At 62.0% G+C, this 18,697-nt stretch carries 19 protein-coding genes and 2 pseudogenes; 10 read left to right on the top strand and 11 right to left on the bottom strand.

The window, feature by feature from the left end; all coding sequences use genetic code 11:
• Window positions 1–10: 10 nt before the first annotated feature.
• Window positions 11–199, bottom strand: coding sequence for a cysteine peptidase family C39 domain-containing protein (locus tag BM374_RS39035; RefSeq protein WP_177248759.1), 189 nt, complete (start codon window positions 197–199; stop codon window positions 11–13).
• 1,696 nt (window positions 200–1,895) lie between these two features.
• Between BM374_RS39035 and BM374_RS35215 the strand changes: the two genes are divergently transcribed.
• The 3 genes and pseudogenes from BM374_RS35215 to BM374_RS35200 all read left to right on the top strand — a co-directional run bounded on the left by BM374_RS35215 (window position 1,896) and on the right by BM374_RS35200 (window position 3,448).
• Entirely contained in the window at window positions 1,896–2,297 is a 402-nt protein-coding gene (locus tag BM374_RS35215; protein ID WP_244552816.1) for an MOSC domain-containing protein, read from the top strand.
• Window positions 2,298–2,787: 490 nt separating this feature from the next.
• Window positions 2,788–3,009: a hypothetical protein gene (locus BM374_RS35205; protein ID WP_092303296.1), complete on the top strand. Its 222-nt coding sequence runs from the start codon at window positions 2,788–2,790 to the stop codon at window positions 3,007–3,009.
• Window positions 3,010–3,066: 57 nt separating this feature from the next.
• A pseudogene (locus BM374_RS35200) lies at window positions 3,067–3,448 on the top strand (hypothetical protein).
• Between the two features lie 238 nt (window positions 3,449–3,686).
• Here the strand turns inward: BM374_RS35200 and BM374_RS35195 are convergent.
• Window positions 3,687–4,844, bottom strand: coding sequence for an MFS transporter (locus BM374_RS35195; protein WP_092303294.1), 1,158 nt, complete (start codon window positions 4,842–4,844; stop codon window positions 3,687–3,689).
• A 388-nt stretch (window positions 4,845–5,232) separates the two neighbouring features.
• Here BM374_RS35195 and BM374_RS40380 point away from each other — a divergent pair.
• Both BM374_RS40380 and BM374_RS35185 read left to right on the top strand, forming a co-directional pair.
• Window positions 5,233–5,484 (top strand): annotated as a pseudogene (locus BM374_RS40380) (Ku protein); the annotation flags it as partial.
• Between the two features lie 95 nt (window positions 5,485–5,579).
• The gene (locus tag BM374_RS35185; RefSeq protein WP_092303227.1) at window positions 5,580–6,341 is read left to right on the top strand and encodes a Ku protein; all 762 of its coding nucleotides are present in this window, start codon (window positions 5,580–5,582) and stop codon (window positions 6,339–6,341) included.
• On the opposite strand, the gene BM374_RS40050 is transcribed toward BM374_RS35185, so the two are convergent.
• The 9 genes from BM374_RS40050 to BM374_RS35145 form a co-directional block, all read right to left on the bottom strand.
• Window positions 6,338–6,469 (bottom strand): hypothetical protein, encoded by a 132-nt coding sequence (locus BM374_RS40050; protein WP_283807105.1) that lies wholly within the window; start codon window positions 6,467–6,469, stop codon window positions 6,338–6,340. The genes BM374_RS35185 and BM374_RS40050 overlap by 4 nt on opposite strands.
• A gap of 230 nt (window positions 6,470–6,699) precedes the next feature.
• A complete protein-coding gene (locus BM374_RS35175) occupies window positions 6,700–6,897 on the bottom strand; it encodes a hypothetical protein (RefSeq protein WP_092303225.1) in 198 nt (65 codons plus the stop codon).
• A 160-nt stretch (window positions 6,898–7,057) separates the two neighbouring features.
• Complete coding sequence (locus BM374_RS38220; protein ID WP_283807104.1) at window positions 7,058–7,231, bottom strand: hypothetical protein; 174 nt, start codon at window positions 7,229–7,231, stop codon at window positions 7,058–7,060.
• A 64-nt stretch (window positions 7,232–7,295) separates the two neighbouring features.
• The gene (locus BM374_RS35170) at window positions 7,296–8,387 is read right to left on the bottom strand and encodes a HupE/UreJ family protein (protein ID WP_244552815.1); all 1,092 of its coding nucleotides are present in this window, start codon (window positions 8,385–8,387) and stop codon (window positions 7,296–7,298) included.
• A complete protein-coding gene (locus tag BM374_RS35165; protein ID WP_143270325.1) occupies window positions 8,384–9,442 on the bottom strand; it encodes a DUF4340 domain-containing protein in 1,059 nt (352 codons plus the stop codon). The genes BM374_RS35170 and BM374_RS35165 overlap by 4 nt, the downstream gene beginning before the upstream one ends.
• The gene (locus tag BM374_RS35160) at window positions 9,439–11,028 is read right to left on the bottom strand and encodes a Gldg family protein (protein WP_177248758.1); all 1,590 of its coding nucleotides are present in this window, start codon (window positions 11,026–11,028) and stop codon (window positions 9,439–9,441) included. The genes BM374_RS35165 and BM374_RS35160 overlap by 4 nt, the downstream gene beginning before the upstream one ends.
• Before the next feature lie 8 nt (window positions 11,029–11,036).
• Entirely contained in the window at window positions 11,037–11,738 is a 702-nt protein-coding gene (locus BM374_RS35155) for an ABC transporter permease (RefSeq protein ID WP_092303219.1), read from the bottom strand.
• Complete coding sequence (locus tag BM374_RS35150) at window positions 11,735–12,673, bottom strand: ABC transporter ATP-binding protein (protein ID WP_092303217.1); 939 nt, start codon at window positions 12,671–12,673, stop codon at window positions 11,735–11,737. The genes BM374_RS35155 and BM374_RS35150 overlap by 4 nt, the downstream gene beginning before the upstream one ends.
• A 112-nt stretch (window positions 12,674–12,785) precedes the next feature.
• A complete protein-coding gene (locus BM374_RS35145) occupies window positions 12,786–13,583 on the bottom strand; it encodes an N-acyl homoserine lactonase family protein (protein WP_177248757.1) in 798 nt (265 codons plus the stop codon).
• Window positions 13,584–14,138: 555 nt separating this feature from the next.
• Between BM374_RS35145 and BM374_RS35140 the strand changes: the two genes are divergently transcribed.
• The 5 genes from BM374_RS35140 to BM374_RS35120 are packed head-to-tail and all read left to right on the top strand — an operon-like array spanning window position 14,139 to window position 18,692.
• The gene (locus BM374_RS35140; protein WP_092303214.1) at window positions 14,139–15,374 is read left to right on the top strand and encodes an ABC transporter substrate-binding protein; all 1,236 of its coding nucleotides are present in this window, start codon (window positions 14,139–14,141) and stop codon (window positions 15,372–15,374) included.
• A 6-nt stretch (window positions 15,375–15,380) separates the two neighbouring features.
• Window positions 15,381–16,280, top strand: a complete 900-nt coding sequence (locus BM374_RS35135) for a branched-chain amino acid ABC transporter permease (protein ID WP_092303212.1) — start codon at window positions 15,381–15,383, stop codon at window positions 16,278–16,280.
• A gap of 44 nt (window positions 16,281–16,324) precedes the next feature.
• Window positions 16,325–17,236: a branched-chain amino acid ABC transporter permease gene (locus BM374_RS35130; protein ID WP_244552814.1), complete on the top strand. Its 912-nt coding sequence runs from the start codon at window positions 16,325–16,327 to the stop codon at window positions 17,234–17,236.
• Window positions 17,237–17,274: 38 nt separating this feature from the next.
• Window positions 17,275–17,985: an ABC transporter ATP-binding protein gene (locus BM374_RS35125; RefSeq protein WP_244552813.1), complete on the top strand. Its 711-nt coding sequence runs from the start codon at window positions 17,275–17,277 to the stop codon at window positions 17,983–17,985.
• Entirely contained in the window at window positions 17,982–18,692 is a 711-nt protein-coding gene (locus BM374_RS35120; RefSeq protein ID WP_092303206.1) for an ABC transporter ATP-binding protein, read from the top strand. Before BM374_RS35125 ends, BM374_RS35120 begins: the two co-directional genes overlap by 4 nt.
• Window positions 18,693–18,697: the final 5 nt, after the last annotated feature.

Here is an 18,697-nt window from a genome sequence, read left to right as displayed (position 1 = left end):
GTGCTTCTTCTTATTCGCCCTCACTGATCAAACCACCAAAGGAGTTATCGGGGAGGATTTGCTCCGTCTGTGGTCCAAAGCCCCACGCCGCAGCCCGTAATTCTACGGACATTGCATATTTATCCCATTCCGCCTCTACTTCAGATTGTTTTATGACTATCCGAGTGTCAGACGGGTCGCCAATGAGCGTCAAAGCCATGATGGCAACTATTCTCCAAGAGCAGATGAGATCACGCGGCATAAGCTCGTTATCGCGATCTGACTACGAGGAGATTATACAAATGCTGATTGAGCAGCTTCGGGAAGTAGAGCTTGGTTTGGCTGCACGAGAGAGAACTGAGAAGCACGAGCCGCAATGATCAAGGCTGGCGCGATGTCTTTGTGGCTTAGTCAGATTTCGTCCGTGCCGCGATCTCTTTGACTCTTATCAACGTTCGTTCGAATTCCGATCGGAGATACTGCTCTTCCGCAAGGCCTGTTGGCTCTACTAGAAATGCAACTTTCACGAAAAAGCGGTTCAACAACGACGCAATCAAAAGATTGTCCGAGTGTTTTGAACGGAGCGCCGTAAGTTGGCGACGCATCTCGATGAGATCAAGCGTTTCTCGTTCCGGCTGCTCTCTCATGCTCGCGTGCCAAGCTGAGGACGAACTGGCCGCACCGAGTATGATGGTGCGGCCACTTCGCCGGTGGGGACCGGACAAGGGCAATTTCCGGTGTGCGAGACACTAAGGCTCCGGAGCGCCGCCGCAATCGCGCTCTAGAATTAAGCTTGATGTCCTTGTTGCGGGTTAATTCTGGAACTGGTCCCATCCCAAGCTGATACTATGATGCGCCTGGAGGATCAGAGCGCTTGCTGGCTTCTGGTGGGGTCGCAATGCCGCCGTGTAGCTCAATGTGAAGCGCAGCGAGGACACTCACCATCTGCCGCTGCGCTCAACTGGCGTGCGATTTCCTCCCTGAGGTCTAACCCTCTCCAATTCGTGCCGTCGCTTTTGACGATCCCCTTCGCGCGCTCGAAGGCATGGCTTTCGGCTGCATCGTCACCGATGCGGATGGTTTCATCAGAATGGAAGGGGCAGACCGCAACAGCACGCGTTGTCTCTAGTGCATAGCGCACGGTCCCGCTGAGATCGTCTGCATAATCTCTGGTGCACACGCCGAGGCTCCAACGATCTCAACGAGCGGTAAGTAGGCCCCAAGAGCGCGGCCCGGCCGCCTAGGAGCCCGAGCCCCATAACCTCAGCAGCCTGAGAAGAGGTTGTTCGGCTATGCTTCCAACCTAGTCGGGCACGGAGGACTTGCTTTGATCCTGCGCAACCCCCTCGGACCAGCCTGCCCTCTGTGCGGGGCTGGAGGGGACATAGGGACAGGCGGTCCGACGGCTGGCGCGTGAGAAGTGCGCCATGCAATCGAACGCTAGTCCCAATCCCGGATTTCGCTCTGTCCACTTGTGAACTCAAGAGCGCATTTGTAATGTTCCCACGACGGATCATCGAGGCCGCAGATGGAAGAGATGCAGGCCCAGTTCGAAAAGTCGATGGTGAAGCGGTCGTGCTCGGCGTCGATGGTTCTCAGATTTTACGCGCCTCACTCGCGCAAGCACGATCACGGAAGTGCCGTTGGCCGGGCAAGCAGGCTCTCCCTGGGACTAGACTTGGCTCGCAGCCCCGACCCGCAGCAGAAGGCGTCAGGATCGGCTCGCCTGTAACCCGCAAGGGTTACTTACGTATTTCTCCTACACTGATGGTGGCTGGGCGCAGGTTACGGGTCGAGGGACATTGCGATGCCGGACAAGACCACCGACGGACGGGCACACACACCGCTCAAAGTCGGATGGACCACGTAGTCCGCTGCATTCACGTCACTTCGCGCGCGTTTTTGCCAATGTGCCCATGTCTGGGGTGACTTTGATCGCTGGCAAAGGCATTGAGGGCGATCGCTACTTGATGAAGGAAGGCTTTTATTCGCACCTACGCAGGGACGGCGACCAGATCACCTTGTTTGAGTTCGAGACGCTGATCGCACTCAAGCATGAGGCGAACATTGAACTCGCGCCAGAGGAACACCGGCGGAACGTGACGGTCGAAGGCGTGCTGCTAAACCATCTGGTGAGCCGGCGGTTCTGGCTCGGCGAGACAATGTTGGAAGGGACCGAGCTTGTGGATCCCTGTGGGCATGTCGAAAAACTCACCGGCAAGGCAATCTCCAAATACCTGATCAATCGCGGTGGGCTGTATTGCAAGATCTTGCAGGGCGGCGTTGTCAGGATCGGCGACGCCGTGCGGAGTGCATGATCGTAGTCGTCTTTCTAGTGAGCTAAATTGTGCTTCGAGGATGGCGCGTGCGAATGTTGCGATTGCGGAGACAAGGCCGCTGGCCGAGTGTTCAGCGTTCGATGATGCCCACCGGCTCTGACAAGATGGTCCTACAAGCTCCAGTCTGTGAGACGTGCGGGCGGCTAATGATGCTGCTGGCCATGCTGCCAAGGATGAGCAGCAAGCCGTGCATCTGCGTGTACAAGTGCCTGCCGTGCGCACGGATAAGAGCGGTCTACGAGAACTAAGCCACGACCATTGCGGTCTGCGGCGATCCGCTGGCGTCATTAGACCTTGACCGTGGCGGCACTCTCTTGCGTGCTGCCACTGCTTGCGGTGCATGCGCGCGTCCTCGGCGCTCGGCAGGCCAGCGGCGAATTGCGATGCAATACTCCTCCCTTGAAAGTCCGCGACTTTGGCCGGATACTGGGTCGAGGTCCTAGGCTATCAGCAATCCGAGGAGCTAATCATGGCAATCCAGATCGTGATGGACCATAGCGGCGATAGCCGTCATCCTTTCAGCCCGAACGATGCACAAGAACTGGCGAAGGCGGAGCGACGGTTCTACGAGCTGACGAATATCGGGTTCACCGCAGCGGTCCGGACTGGTCCAGATCAGGTCTCGCAGATCCGATCGTTCGACCCGAGCGCGGAAGAAACCATCTTCTTCCCTCGGCTGGTCGGCGGCTAAGTCGGCGTTTCTGCAATGCGCGGTTTTCGATCGATGCCGCCGGGCGGCCGCTCCCGGATGCGAGCGATGCGGGCCCTTATCATCAGACACGGCGCCGAGAGAACTCCGGAGGGCCGCTCGCTGCAGCTCTTGCGGGCGTGGCTATCGCCGGCGCAGCGCGCGCAGTTCGCCGGAAAAGGCTATTTCGAGGTCATCGGTGGCGACACTGGCAGGCAATATCGGATCTACGCGGGCGCTTCGACGAACGTCTGCGAGATCGACGAAAAAGGGCCGCCCTACGCGCGGCCTGTGTTTCATGCCGCGTGGTAATCTGCCGGTCGGAGATGTTATGCTTTCCCAAAAGATCGCGCTGGAATGCTGCGAGAAACGCGCGCTGGAGATAGCCAGAAGCTTCACACCGACCGGTTTTATGTTTAGCCGAAGCCGGCTCCTTGGTTGAGCCGTTACGGACCTCAATTTGGGCATCGGCGAAAGGTGTGCCCTATCAGAGATTCAGGCGTGCCGAATGGATCGGGACACCTGTCTGCAAGGCCCGCATGAAGACAGCTAAGCCGAAACTTCGAGGCTGCGTCGCTGTCAGTGCAGAGCGCCGAACTGGCCGAGGCATGAGACGAAGTTCGAATTCTGCGTTTTGGCAGTGCGTAGAGCGACGGCCCCCAGTTCGCTCGACCGAAGAATCAGCACCTCCCATTGGCGAAGCCAAACCAGGCGAATGGGAGTGCGAGGACGCAGAGCGCCGCCATAGGAAAGAACGCCGCCCCGCCATAAGAAGCATACAGTTCGCCGGACAAGAAGGTTAGTATGGCCGTTAGAGCCCCCGAGCCAAACGCATAGAGAGATTGAGCAGTTGCGGCCACGCTTGCTGCCACCAGGATCCCCATCACTCGCATGCAAGCGAGATGAAGCAAAGCAAACGTTACTCCGTGCAACGGCTGTATCAGCGAGAGCGGCAATACCGACGTGATCATGCCTGCTACGGACCAGCGGACGATTCCGACCGCAGCTGCCAAGATAGCCGCGCCACGTACGCCGATCCTATCCAGGAGCGGTGGACCGGCCAGCATAAACACCAACACTTCAGCAATCACCGCTTCCGACCAAAGGAAGCTAATCGCCGAGGTGCTGATACCCGCATCGCTCCACCTGATCACTGCAAATGCATCGTGCACGGCATGACTGCCATAGATCAAAGCTGATGCGATGATCATGATGCGAAACTGGGATACGCTAATCAGGGCTTTCATCTCTGATAAAACAAAGGACCGCGACCTCTGCGATCGGGCTTGCCCAGGTAGCAATGCAGTGGCGCCAGCGGCGGCGATCAGGAAGGCAGCGTTCATCCAGATAACCGGAGTGAGATCGGCCGGGCTTACGAGTTGTCCGGTGATCAGTGTTCCCAGAACAAAAGCCGCGGATGCAGTCCCCCGTATCCACCCGTACTCAAATGGCCTTCCTGCGAACCGAGGCCTCGCTGTATTGACAGACAATGCATCGGCGATCGAGGTGGTGGGGGCAAGAGCGGCAGCCTGAACCAACGCGACAAGAAGCAAGAACCAGAATTTATCGTCCCAAAGCAATGCGACGGCTGCTGCGGCCGCCGCGGCAGCACAGCCCGCGAGCACGAGGCGCAATGACCCGAGCCGGTCCGCCAGCATAGCAACTAACGGTCCGAAAACGAGCCGCGTCAGCATTGCGGCAGCCAGGATCAGACCGATCTGCTGAGACGCCAGAGCTCGCGTTTCGAAAAATTGGGGCCAGAACGGAGATGCGGCGCCGAACGCCGCGTAGAGAGCGACGTAAAGAACTATATAGGCGATTGGTGCGGGAATGCGCACAGGCTCCTCATCGCTTGCTGTGTAGCCTGCATGGTGTGCGAACGCTGGTGCCAATGCGCAAGTCAGATCGGAGCACTGGCTCTGAGAGCTAAGTTTGGTCGCACAGATCAGTCGGATCAAGTCGATCCGCACGCCCGTGTTCGCGAACTGTCGCCTCCGTCGCTGTTGTGCCAGTGCTCCCCCGAACGAGTACTGTAGGTCAGTCATGCCGACCAACGGAGGGAAAGGACCAGCTTGAACCGCTGATCAGGGGCGATTTCGAGCGATGCTGTCCCGGTGACACGCTGGACGACTCTCAAGCCCTTGAAACTCCCGTCCTCTCCGGCCGTTGATTCCGCGACTTGCCTACCGGCTTGGCGTTTGTACCCCTGTTGCGTTGGAGTTTCCGGTGCCAGCCTCCCGATCCTACTGGAAGGGCTATCTGAAGCTCTCCTTCGTCTCATGTCCCATCGCGCTCTTTCCCGCAATCTCAGTGGCCGAACGTATCTCATTTCGGCAGGTCAACCGGCGAACGGGCCATCGCCTCAAACACAAACTGGTCGATTCTGTCACGGACCAAACCGTTGATGCTGCAGACAAGGCGCGCGGGTATGAGGTCGGTGAAAACGACCTTCTGGTAGTCGAGGACCAAGACCTTGAGCGCGCGAGACGCGTGCGCGCAGGGCCTGGTGAGGAGGAGCTTGCCCCGCAACCCCACTGGATAAGCCGCCAACCGTTCCCGCTGACCTTGGCGACATGGCTGACGAAGGCGCCTCCGACTTTGACAATGAAGACGGGGAGCAGGAGGAAACCGTCCCTCTTCCGCGACCTCAGAATACGCGCACGATCCAGATCGAACGCTTCCTTCCCGCAGGGCAGATCGATGCGCGATATTTTGAGAAGACGTATTACATCGTGCCGCGCGAGGAGATCAGTCAAGAATCGTTTGCCGTGATTCGAGACGCAATGAGCCGGGAGGACGTTGTCGGACTTGCGCGCCTCGTGCTATCCTCGCGCGAGCGGCCAGTTCTGCTCAAACCGGCAGGTCGCGGCCTTCTCGGCGTGACGCTGCGCTTCGCGCAAGACATCCGAAATGAGGCAGACTATTTCAGCGAAATTCCGGAAATGAAGCTGCCGTCCGAAATGATGAAGCTCACGCAGCACATCATCAGGACGAGTCGGCCGGTTTCAATCCTGCTATGCTGGAGGATCACTACCGCAGAGCGCTCGTGCGCATCCTGCGCAGCAAGCAGGCGAATCGCCCAGTGCAGCTGCCATCGAGTAAGCCATCACGCGAGAACGTCGTCAACCTCATGGACGCGCTGCGCCGAAGCGTCGTCGCCGAGCTTCCCGCTCAGCCTTCGGGCCGGCGCGGCAGGGGCAAACGGACCACCGCAAAGCGCCTCGCGCGCCACCACAAAGCCGGATGACCGGACGCCCGCCGTTGCATCAGCCGCACCGATCGTTGCCGGTTCGATCGGCGACACTTGTCCGAAGTGTCCGCCCGAGGCCGACTAAGCCGCCTCGCCCGTCATGCCGCGCTCGCGGCGAGCCGAGGCACGAAGGCGAGTGAGTTCGATCCACGCCAGCGCGGCGTTGATCCATCTCTGCCGTTCAGATCCATCGGCATCGGCGGCGAGCTTCATGGCCGCAACGCCTCGCGCTCGGGATCGTACTCGAGGTCCATAGGCTGAAACATAATCTCTGACAGTTAACGATCACGCAGCGATCCGACCGTAGGAATCCGGGGCCGACCACCGGCGACCGTCAACCCTCTGGAAGCCTTACACCCGCTGCTGGCGGACTGCTCTCGTTGGTACTTGGTCTCGAGCCTCGACCTGGCAGGCCACCGGTGCTACCCGCCCGATCTTCAAGCCTAGGTCTTCGGCTTGTGGTTCGCTGCAGCCTCTCGAGCGATCCGCTCCGCCTTCAGGCGCTCCCGGTTTGCATGGAATGCCTGTTGCTCGCGTTCATGCTCGGAGACCGGCGCCTCCGCGCGCGTGTCGCGAAACACCTTTAGCGCTTCCCGTTCAGCCGCGGTCGGGATCCTTCGGTCCGATATGCAATTGTTCATTTTTCCCTCCCTCGGGCGCAAACGGTCCTTGCGCTATGTTGCGCATTCGCACCGCCAACCTTGGGGTAGGTTTTCCCCCGGATCGGGCTTTTGGGGGCCGGGGGCATGGATTCGACGCTTGACGAACCCGTTCGTTCCAATCTCCTTGGTATCTCGAAGATCATGCAGACTTCCGCTGCGGCTTGGACGGCTTTCTCGCCGTCGCTTCTTGTGCGGCCTTCTTGCCCTCAATCGGCATCAGCATTTCCTTCTGGCCGGAGGCCGCCTTGCGCGGCTTCTTGGCCGGCTTGGCGGCCTTCGCCGGCGCGGCGCACGCAGAGATCCGCCGCCACATGCCGCCTCATGCGCAATCGAGATTGCAGAGAAGGTACTATCTACCGCTCCGATCGGTTGAATGGCTATGCATCGAGCACGCGCGTGAAGAACCAATAGCTGCCGAGCACTGTAATCACCGCCGACAGCGCATAGACCAAAGCTGCGGGCCGCGCCGGTTTGGCTCTGTCGATCGCCGCGAGGCCATCCAGGGCGATCAGCACCGGAATCACGGTTGCGGCGATCGCGACTTGGCCGATCTCGACGCCGATATTGAAGGCCGCGAGTGCCGAAAGGACCGCATGCGATGGCAGACCGATTTCCTGAAGCGCGCTGGCAAAGCCGAAGCCGTGGACCAGCCCGAACACGAAGGTCACGCGCCACCGCCGATCGATATCCCGCGAAAAGAAGTTCTCAACTGCGACGAACACGATCGAGGCCGCGATCGCCGGCTCGACGATCCGGCTCGGAATGACGACGACGCCGAGCGCCGCCAGAGACAGCGTGATCGAATGCGCGATCGTGAACGCCGTCACGATCTTAATGACGGGCATGAGCCGTCGGGCCCAAAGCACGACGGCCACCAGAAAGGCGATATGGTCGTAACCGAGAAAGATGTGCTCGATGCCCGTGACGAGGTAGCGCTGCATGGTCGAGGCGAGCGCTGGCGCCCGCCCCGACAGCGTCACGCTGGTATTGCCGCCGTCGAGCAGCGCCTGCGCCTCGGTTTTGCCCTGTACGACCCGTACGACCTGCCGCGCATTCGGATCCCTCTCGGTCAGCACCGTCGAGCGATAGATGATGTCGCCGGTGACGGTGGCGCAGGAATACGTATTGCGGAAGATGACGCCGTCGGCATCGGCGACGATCGCGGCATCGCTTGCGGCGCACGAGATGCCAGCGGCGTTGGTAACTGCCACATGCGTAGTCAAATAGGCGAGGATCGCCGGCGTAGCGGCAGCGACCGCGGCGGGATCGACCGCGTCCTCCTTCGCGTCATAGAGCCTGGTGCCCACCAGACGATCGACGTCGCTGCCCTTGAGCCCGATCTCGACGGTGACCGTGCGGTCGTCGGTCAGGCCGAGGCGCGCCGTCGCGAGGTTGATCTGGTGCGCCGCGGCCGGCAGGGCGCTGGCGAGCAGGATTGCAGCCGCCAGCCGGTGGCTCGTCCATCTCACGATCCGTCTCCGACCGCGCGCAGCAGCTCGGTCAGCCGGCGCATCTCGAACTCGGCAACGGTGATTACGGCGCCGTCAGGCGTAAGTCGCGCATAGCGGTCGAGGGGATCGGCCGAGGCACCGAATTCTAGCCGGGCCAGCGGCGTCGGACTGTCGCGCGCGAAGACCAGCAGGATCAGAGTCGGCAGGTTGAGCCCATACCCCGCGAGCTGCGACGAACCGGCCGGGTCGATGCGCGTCTCGATGGCGGCTGCGTCGAGCGCGCGCAGCGCCGTATCGATGATGCGGGCCTGCGCGGGGTCGGCGACATGGGTGACATTGGCGGCGACATGGCTATGCTGGCCGAGATGACGGAACCAGTTGCCGTCGACATCCCGCTCTAACCGGGTCAGCTTGCCGGCGAACACGATCTCGATTGCCCAGACCTGCGCCATCGAGACCGGCAACAGCAGGTCCTTACCGCGGCTCGCCGCACTCGCGCCGGCTTGGTCGCGGAAGCGGCGCGCGATATCGAAGACCACGCGCCACTCCTCGGCAACATGGCGCGGCATCAGCGCGACCGTGGGCCGGCCGGCGAGCCGGACATAGTGCGATGTGCTCGCCGGATTGAGCGCCCCGAAATTGATGGTGGCAGCAGCCCCGCCGCTAGCCTCGATCGCAGCGACGACGGCCGGAGGATCGAGACCGAATTCGGCGAAACTCGCCGCGGTGAGCTCGCTCGCCGGAATCTCGCGCGAGACGTCGCTGACATTGATCAGGCGCAGCGCGGTGTCGAGATGCTTGCCGAGTTCGGGCGGCGCAGCTGCATCGACAGAGTCGATGCCCCAGCCGGTCGCCCGGCGGACCAGCGCGATGCTGTCGCTGCCGGAGCGGATCGCCACGCGGCGCACGTCGGCCGGCGCAATAGCCACCCAGCCCTTTGGCGCGAAGGCGACCTTGCTGCGCAACTCGGGCCATTGCCCGCTGATCACCAGCGCGGCGAGCAGCACCAGCAGCATCGCGGCCAGAAACGGCATCCGCCAGCGCCCGCTGCCGCTCGCGGCCGGCACTCTCACCGCCGCCTCCACCACATCACCATGCCGAACATAGCGGTGCTCAAGGGCAAAAGCACCTCCAGTAAGATGAAGCTGTCGCGCATCTGCCGGCTCGTCAGCACGATCTCCGGCAACTTCAGCGGCTGCGGCGCGACGCTCGGGCTTGCATCGTCCTCCGCGAGCCAGCGCAGCATCGACAGCGACATCTCGCCGTTGGAGACGTAAGGAAAGTATTCGTTGCTTGCGAACTTGCTGGTGCCGGCGACGACGAGGCGGAAGCGCTTATCCGCGCTCCCTCCGGGCCAGTTTCCCTCGAGCGCGACCGCGAGCGGCTGCGCGCCGCGCTGGACGCTCCGGGCTTCGCCTGTCGCGGCAACGGTTGCCATTGACGACTTCAGATAGCTGTCCTGGCTGCTCGCTGCGAGCACGATAAGGCCGACGCCGAACGGCGGCTGCGCCACGAGAAGCGGCCGCGCCTGCGGAAACACAGTCAGCGCCAGGCGCTTTGTGATGGGATGACTTGGATAATAGGGCACCGCGACCTTGTCGGCGTCGGTCCGGAAATGATTGAGGGGGTCGACGACAATCGCGGCCTCGCTCGACAGCCCGACGGGCCTGAGCAGCAGCCGTTCGAAATCGCCTGATATCTCTGACACGGGATCGAGTAGCAGGAGGAGCCGGCCTCCGCCTTTCAGGTAGCTGCCCAACAGCTGCACCTCATCTGAGGTGAACGCGGTGCGCGGCCCGATTTCGGCGACCACGGAGCAGTCCGGCGGGATCGCCGGGCTCGTCGCGGTGAGGAGCTCACGCATTTCGAAGCCGATCTCGTTGAGCGCAAGCTCCAACCGGTCGAGCTGTTCGGGCGCGGCCTCCAGCACGTCGCCGGCGCCGGGCGTCTCATGCCCCTTCAGCGTCTCGACATGGCTGTAGTGGAAATGCGATGGCATCGGACGGAAAGTCTCGCCATGCCCGGTGACGAAGCAGACCATCTCGGTGCGCTTGCGCAGCACGCGTAGCGCGGCAAAGCCGAGGCGCGTGGGATCGATCACGTTCTCGACCAGGACCTTGCGATCCTCGGCCTGCAGCACGGCGGTGTTGTAGGCGCGCACGCCGAGGTCGCGCGCCGTGTTGGGCTCCTTGTCGAGATCGATGGCGCGGAAGGCGAAAAGCGGATGGTTGCGCGCGGCGATCTGCACGAGGTCGCGCAGCGCAATTGCATTGGCATCGCCGGCATTGTAGAAATAGGTGAGCGCGATCGGGGTGCGCAACTGCGCGATAACGTCGGTGAGCTGCCGCGGCGGCGTGTTTGCCGCCTCTCTGCTGACGTCGAGATGCACGTCGTGCCTGTAAAGCGCGACATTGGCGCCGGCCACGACGGCAATCGCGCCCACCACGATGGCCGCATTCGTAGCCCAGGCCGACCCGCGCGATCCGCTGCCGCGCAGCGGAAGCCGGACCGCCAGCATGAACAGCGCAAGCAGCAGGAGGAGACCGGCTGCGAAGAGAAAGCCGTTCGACATCGTCTCGCCAAGTCCGGCAAAGCCGAGCATACTGCTGGCGACAGCACCGGCCACAAGCGCGGTCAAGAAGATGTCGGCTCGGGTCAAGCGCGCCATCATCGCCGTGCCAGCGCCCGCACAGTCAACAACAGCGTCAAGAGCGTAACGCTGATGAAGAAACCGACGTCGGACAGATAGATCGAGCCGATGGCGAAGGGGCGAAAATGAACCGACAATGACAGGTTCACCACCAGCGTGTCGACGGGGCTCGGCAGGAGCCAGCCGAAATTGTCGATGATCCACAACAGGAGGAACGCGCTGAGCGAAACAAGCGCGGCGATCACCTGGTTCGCCGTGAGCGCCGAAGCCAGGAGCCCCGTGCCGACGAGCGCCGAGCCGAACAGCAGGAGGCCGAGATAGCCGCTGTAGATCGGGCCGAAGTCGGGGTCCCCGAACCAGGCGAGCGCAGCGGCGTAAGCGCCCGAGAGCAGCAGCATGACGAAGACTAGGCTCATCGCGGCGAGATACTTTGCCAGGACGATCGCGACTTCCGACACCGGCGCGGTCAGGAGCACCTCGAGCGTCTTCAGTTTCCGTTCTTCGGCGAACAGGCGCATGGTGATCAGTGGCGCCGTGAGCCCGAACAGCACGAACATTTGGAAGAAGATGTGCACCATGCTGGGCTGGTGGCTGAGGAACAGCGTGAGCGTAAAACTGTAGCCCATTATCAGCAGGAACACGGTCATCAGCACATAGGCGATCGGCGAGGAGAACAGCGCCGTCTCTTCCTTTCGGAGCAGGACCGCAAAGCTTCTCATGCGGCCTCCCCGCGGCGCCTGGTGAGATCGAGAAACACACGCTCGAGATCCGGCCGCAACTCCGTGAGCGCCGACACCGCGACATCGGCGGCGACGAGCGCGGCGACAAGATCGGCCGCGAGCGATTCGCGGCGTGCCGCGCGGATCAGAAATTGGCCTGCGCCGGCGTCGGGATCGTGCGCGACGTCGCGCACGCCGGCGACGCCTTCGGCCGCATGGCGGACGGCAGCCTCGGGCGAGGGAGTCGACAGTCGCAGCGCCAGGTCCTGCGTCATCTCCGTCATCACATTATCCGTCAGGAGCCGGCCATCCAGCAGGATCATCACGCGGGAGGCGATTTTCTCGATCTCGGACAGGATGTGGGAGGCCATCAATACCGTGTGGCGACCGGCAAGCGACCGGATGAGGTCGCGTACCGCGATCACCTGATGCGGATCGAGCCCGCTGGTCGGCTCATCCAGCACCAGCACGTCAGGGTTCGCCAACAGCGCCTGCGCGATCGAGACCCGCTGCCGGAAGCCGCGCGACAGCTTTCCCGTCGCCAGCGTCATGACCTCTGTCAGGTCGAGCCGCTCGGCGGCCTCATCGACTGCGGTCCGCGCCTTGGCGCCGGGCAGCCCCTTGATGCCCGCCATGAAATGCAGGAACTCACCGACGCTCATGTGATCGTAGAGCGGCGCATCCTCTGGCACATAGCTGATGGCGCGGCGCACGCCGAGCGAGTCGGCGACAACGTCGCAGCCCGCCACCTCGATCCGACCGGAGGTCGGCACCAGATAGCCGGTGAGCATGCGGAAGATGGTGCTCTTTCCCGATCCGTTCGGCCCGAGCAGGCCGACGATCTCGCCCGGCTCGATCGCAAAGGATACATCGGCGACGGCGCGCCGCGGCCCGTACCACTTTGTCACATGCTGCGCCAGAACGACCGGAGGCATGAACCCAAAACACTCCTCTGACGGCCGCGCCGCGCAGAGCACCGAGTAGAATCCCGGACCCTAGTGCCCGGGATGGTGACTCGGCGCGCGACGACCGAACGTCGTCAGCCAATCACTCATAGAACTCGGGCGAGTGCTTGTGAGCCTTGAAGGTATCGGGATCGTGGGCATAGATGATGTCGGCGCCCTCGGTATCGCGAAGCCGCTTCACCCACGCGTACGCATCGAGCATGCCGACGGGATCATACACGCTGCCGACGCTCGGCAGGATGTTCTTGTCGAGATTCTCCTGCAGATAGACGGCGTCGGAGGTCAGCACCACCGTGCCGGTCTTCGGCAGCCGCACTACCAGGATCTGGCTTCCTGGCGTGTGCGACACCGTCCGGTGGATGAAGACACTGTTGTCGCCGAACAAGTCGAGATCGCCGTCGAGCTCGATGGTCTTGTACTTGGAAGGCATGCCGCCGCCGACGCTGTTTCGCAGCATGGAAAAATCGTCCGAGATGAAGAACGTCGCATAGCCCGGCGCCGGCCAGAACGCGTTCCTGATCTCATCGCGCTGGAACACGAAGGTCGAGTCCAGGAACTTGCCGATGTTGCCGGCATGGTCGACATGGAAGTGGCCAAGCACGACATATTTGATGTCGGATGGCCTGACGTTGATCTTGGAGAGCTGAGCGTCGATGGCGATGTCAGGATCGCGGCCCGGATCCAGCGCCTTCACGAATGGGCCCCAATAGTCCGGGTCTTTGATGATCCGGTCGTTGTTGCCACAGTCGAACAGCACGTCGCCCTTGGGATGGCGGATCAGGAAAAACCCAACGGGAATCTGGACTTTGCCGCTAGAGCCGTTTTGAATTATTGACTTGTCGAGATTAAGCGCCCCCGAGGAGAAGACGTAGAGCTTCATCTCTTTTGGAGGCTCCGCCGCCACAGCTCCGGCGGCTGCCCAAACCAGTCCTATGATCAATAAGCCAAGGACTCTCGCACAGCGCATCAGCATGTCGTCCTCCCGGTTTTGACCGATTTTGCTTGTGTTTTGTACTTTCCGTCGTGATTGGACATTCTAAACGTTGGTCGGACGCCAGCTTTATACCACAAACTGTGTCGATTGTGCAGATCCTGGCCCACCCATTCGACGAATTGCGCGAACAGCTTTGCTGCGAGGCAGCAAGATCAGGATCGCTCTGGCCGAGTGACTAAGCGGGGCGAGATACTGCCGGCTCCCCGGTCACCTCCTTCGCTCGCCTAATCTTAATAATGGCGCACAAGCGACCCAGCCGCCTTCGATCATGGTCGGCATCGCTCGACCTAGCGTCGCAACCGCGCCCCCGTTACTGGTTGGCGCCAGTCTCAAATGTCAGTTGATCAAAAAGCGACCGCCGATCTACAGTCCTCGCCTGAATAAGAACAGCCGGGTATCTTCAAGGCAGTCACGGCAACAGTCTATGGGAGGTGCGGTTCAATGAGCGCAGTGATCACGCGTCGCACTGTGCTGGCCGCTGGTACCGCCAGCTTGCTGGCGGCTCCTTGGGTGGCAAGGGCACAGGCCAACACCTTGCGCATCGGAATGCAAAGCATCCTGTCGGGGCCGATCGCGCTGCTCGGTACGTCGTCGCGGAACGCGCTGATGATGGAGCAGGACCGTATCAACGCGGCCGGCGGCTTTCTCGGCCGCCAGATCGAAATCGTGTACCGTGATTCAAAGGGCCAGCCGCAGGAGGCCGCCCGCATCGCGCGCGAGCTGGTGAACAGCTCAGGTTGCGAACTCCTGATCGATGCCGAGGCGTCGTCCGCCTCTTTCGCAGTCCAGGAAGTCGTGCGCAGTCTCGACGTCGCCTGTATCCACACCAACAGCGAGACCTCGTCCCTGACCGCCGATCCCAAGATCCGGGCGCCCACCGCGTTCCGCGTCGCGCGGCAGGGCGTGCACGACGCGGTCGCCGGCAGCATTTATCTCGCCGAATACGCCAGCGCCAAGAAGCTCAACAAATGGGCAACTTGCTCGCCTGACTACGCCTACGGCCGCGACACCACCGCGCAATACCTGCAGTTCTTCAAGCAGTTCAAGCCGGACCTCGAGGTGATCACCGAGGCTTGGCCCAAACTTGGGCAGCCCGACTTCACCGAAGTGATTACCAAGCTGATCCAGGCCAAGCCGCAGGCGCTGTTTACGTTGCTTTATGCCGGCGACCTCTCAGCGTTCGTGAACCAGGGCAACATCTATGCGCTGTTCGCGCAGATGGCCGTGGCGACGCCCAATGTCGATTATCCGGTACTGGCTGCGATCAAGAACCTGCCGGCCGGCATCCAGTCGGCAACCCGCTATCTCGAAACCTTCCCGGATACGCCCGCCAACAAGGAATGGGGCCAAGCCTACTTCAAAAAGTGGAACGAGCGGCCGACCAATTGGTCATGGCAGAACACGGTGGCGATGCAGTTCTACGAGCAGGCCATCAAGAAGGCCAACGCGTTGGGCGGCAAGGCGCTCGCCGCTGCGCTCACCGGCATGAAGATAAACACGCCGTTTGGCGTCGATGGCACGATCACCATGCGCGACGACCACACCACGATAGGCTATGCCATCGGCTGGGGCCAGACCATACCGAAGGAGCCGTTCATCGTCGACGTGAAGGCCGCCGACTGGGGTAAGATCATTGAGCTCGAGACCGAGTGGAAGAAGCAGCAGAAGTACATCTGAGCTCAGATGGACCTCCACGCGCTCGGCGCCTGCCTCACAACATCAGCCTGTGTGGTGACCCAAACCACCAGCGGGCTGATTGTGGGCATGCTGCTGTTCCTGGTCGCGGCAGGCGTGACCCTGATCTTCGGCGTGCTGAAGATCGTGAATTTCGCGCATGGCACCTTCTACATGCTAGGCGGTTACGTCGCCTATACGGCACTCGGCGTGACCGACAGCTATATGCTGGCGGTGCTGGCGGGCGCGTTATCGATGGCGCTGTTCGGCGTCGTGTTTGAGCGCGCGCTGATAAGTCGCGTCTATGGCTCCAATGTCCTGATGCAGCTTCTGATCTGCTACGCTGTCGTGTTGATCTTCGACGATCTCGTGAAGATCGTCTGGGGGCCCGAATTCCATGCCATGGGCATGCCGCAGGCGTTCCAGGTGCCGCCCCTCTTCATCGCGGGTGGCGTGGTGCCCCCATTTTACGCTGTGCTGATCGGCATCGCTGCGCTGATCGCGATCGTTCTCGGCGTCGGCTTGTCGACGACGCGGCTCGGCAAAACGGTGCGCGCCGCGGCGATCAACGCTCAGATGGTGTCCGCGCTCGGCGTGAATACCACGCTGCTGTTTGCGATCGTCTTCGCGGTGGGCGGCGGGCTCGCGGGGCTCGCCGGCGCGCTCGCAGCCCCGGTGCGTTCGCTGTCGCCAGGCATGGGTTTTTCGGTCCTGATCGAGAGCTTCATTGTCACTGTGATCGGCGGCATGGGCTCGATTGCGGGTGCGTTGGCTTCGGCGCTGTTGATCGGGCTGGTCCGCGGCTTCGGCACGATCGGCTTCCCCCAGTTCACCGACGGCTTGATCTACATCGTGATGATCGCAATCCTGCTGCTCCGGCCGCAGGGCCTGTTCGGCCGCCGGCTATGAAGAGCAACGGCCGCTCGGGGACGCGCGAAACGGCGATTGCAGCAGTGGCGTTGCTTATCGTGCTTGTAGTCCCGTTCGTCCATCGCAGCCCCGCGTTCGAAGACTTCGTCATCCGATTAAGTGCGATGGCGCTGTTTGCGACCTCGCTCAATCTCCTGGTCGGCAACACCGGCATGGTCTCATTCGGGCATGGCATGTTCTATGGGCTGGGCGCCTACGCCTTCGCATTGATGATGCAGATGACCGAGCTCTCACTGCCGGTCGCCGCCATGCTCGCGGTGCTGTTCACGACACTTGCCGCGCTCTGCGTTGGTGCTATCTGCGTCCGCCTCAGCACGGATTATTTCGCCTTCATCACGCTGGCGTTCCAGATGCTGATCTACAGCGTCATCATCTCCTGGCAGAGCCTCACCGGCGGCGATCAGGGCCTGCGCGGGGGCCTGCCGCGCCGCGAGATCTTCGGCTTCGACCTCGCCTCGCAGCTTCATCTCTACCAGTGCTGCGCGGTCGTCGCGGTGCTCGGCCTGCTCGCGCTGCGCCACATTTCCGCAAGCCCCTTTGGCCAGACGCTACGCATGATCCGCGACAACGAGAGTCGCACGGGCTTTCTGGGCGTGGTTCTGTGGCGCGCCCGGCTGTGGGCCTTCACGATCGCCGGCGGCTTCGCAGGCCTAGGCGGCGTGTTGGCCGCACTGTTCGTGTCGGGGGCGTATCCGGAACTCGCCGATTGGCCGAATTCGGGGCAAGCGATCTTTGCCGTCATGCTGGGTGGGATCAACAGCTTCCTCGGACCGGTTCTCGGCGCGGCCATGCTGCTTGCGCTGAACGACGTGGTGGCACGCGTCACCGAATATCAGGGGCTGGTGCTGGGGATTGTGATCCTCATTTTCGCCCTAGGCTTGCGCCGCGGCGTGCTGGATTTTTTCCGAGTTGCCTGGTCGAAAGATTCACAATGAAGCTCGAGATTAGACATCTCACCAAGTCGTTCGGTGGCGTGCGGGCGATCGACGATGTGTCGCTAACCTTTCCGTCGGGCTCGCTTTCGGCGGTGATCGGCCCCAACGGTGCCGGCAAGAGCACCTTCTTCAACCTGATCAGCGGCGCGTTCGCCCCCGATGCCGGGGAGGTGCTGCTCGAGGATCACGACGTTGTCGGTCGCTCCAAGACTGAACGCATGCAGCTTGGCATCGGGCGGGCGTTTCAGGTGGCGAGCTGCTTTCCGAGCATGACAGTGGCGGAGAACCTAATGGCCGCCGTTACGGCCCGTATCGGCGAGTGGGGCAATATCGTTCGCCGCTTTCCGCCGCCCGGCGTGCGAGAGCGCGCCGGAGAGGTGATGGAGTTAGTAGGCCTGACCCACGTCGAGAATGTCGAGGCCGCCATCCTTTCCCACGGCGACCAGAAGCTGCTCGATATCGCCATCGCGCTTGCGCTCGAACCGAAGGTGCTCCTGCTCGATGAGCCAACGGCCGGCATGGGCCCCGACGAACGCTGGCGCATGATCGAGCGGGTTCGACGCTTATGGGACCAGCGCAAGCTGACGTTGGTGTTCATCGAACATGACATGGACATCGTCTTCCAGGTCGCGAGCACCATTCGCGTGCTGTGCTACGGCCGCGTCCTAGCCGAGGGCACGCCGGACCAGATCCGCAACAACCAGGCGGTGATCGACGCGTATCTTGGCAAGGAGGAACATGCCGCATGACGGAGCTCCTGCGCGCCGAAGGATTGAGCGCCTTTTATGGTGCCAGCCAGATCCTCTTCGGTATCGACCTCTCGCTCCAAGAGAAGCGCACGCTGGCGCTGCTCGGCCGCAATGGCGCTGGCAAGAGCACAACCATGAAGACGCTTGCGGGTATCGTGCCGGCCCGGAGCGGCCGCATCCTTTTCGCGGGCCGCGACGTCACCCGCGCGCCGCCGCATACGCGCGCCAGGCTCGGCCTCGCCTATGTGCCCGAGGATCGTCAGGTCTTTCCCGAGCACAGCGTCGAGGACAATCTCCTGATCGCGGCCAAGAGCGGTCCCGATGGACGGCGCGACTGGACGCTGCCGCGCATCTGGGACACCTTCCCGCTGCTCGCAAATCTTCGCGCGCGTCCTGCCGGCCGCCTGTCCGGCGGCGAGCAGCAATTACTGGTGATCGCGAGGGCTCTGATGGGCAATCCTATGGTTCTCTTGCTCGACGAACCGAGCGAAGGGCTCGCGCCCATCGTGATCGCCACCATCAGTGGGATGCTGCGCGAATTGGGAGCAGGCGGAGCCACCATCCTGCTTGCGGAGCAGAACATGCATTTTTGCCTGCGGATTGCGGACGAGGCCGTAGTCATCGATAAAGGTAAAGTGGTGCACCACCAGGATACGGCCGGTCTCGCCAGGAACGAGGATATCCGCCGGCGTTATCTTGCCATGTAGCAGTC

The organism is Bradyrhizobium sp. Ghvi (assembly GCF_900115265.1).
Classification (GTDB): domain Bacteria; phylum Pseudomonadota; class Alphaproteobacteria; order Rhizobiales; family Xanthobacteraceae; genus Bradyrhizobium.
Note: the sequence above shows the minus strand (reverse complement) of the source record. Positions and strands in the feature narration are given on the sequence as shown.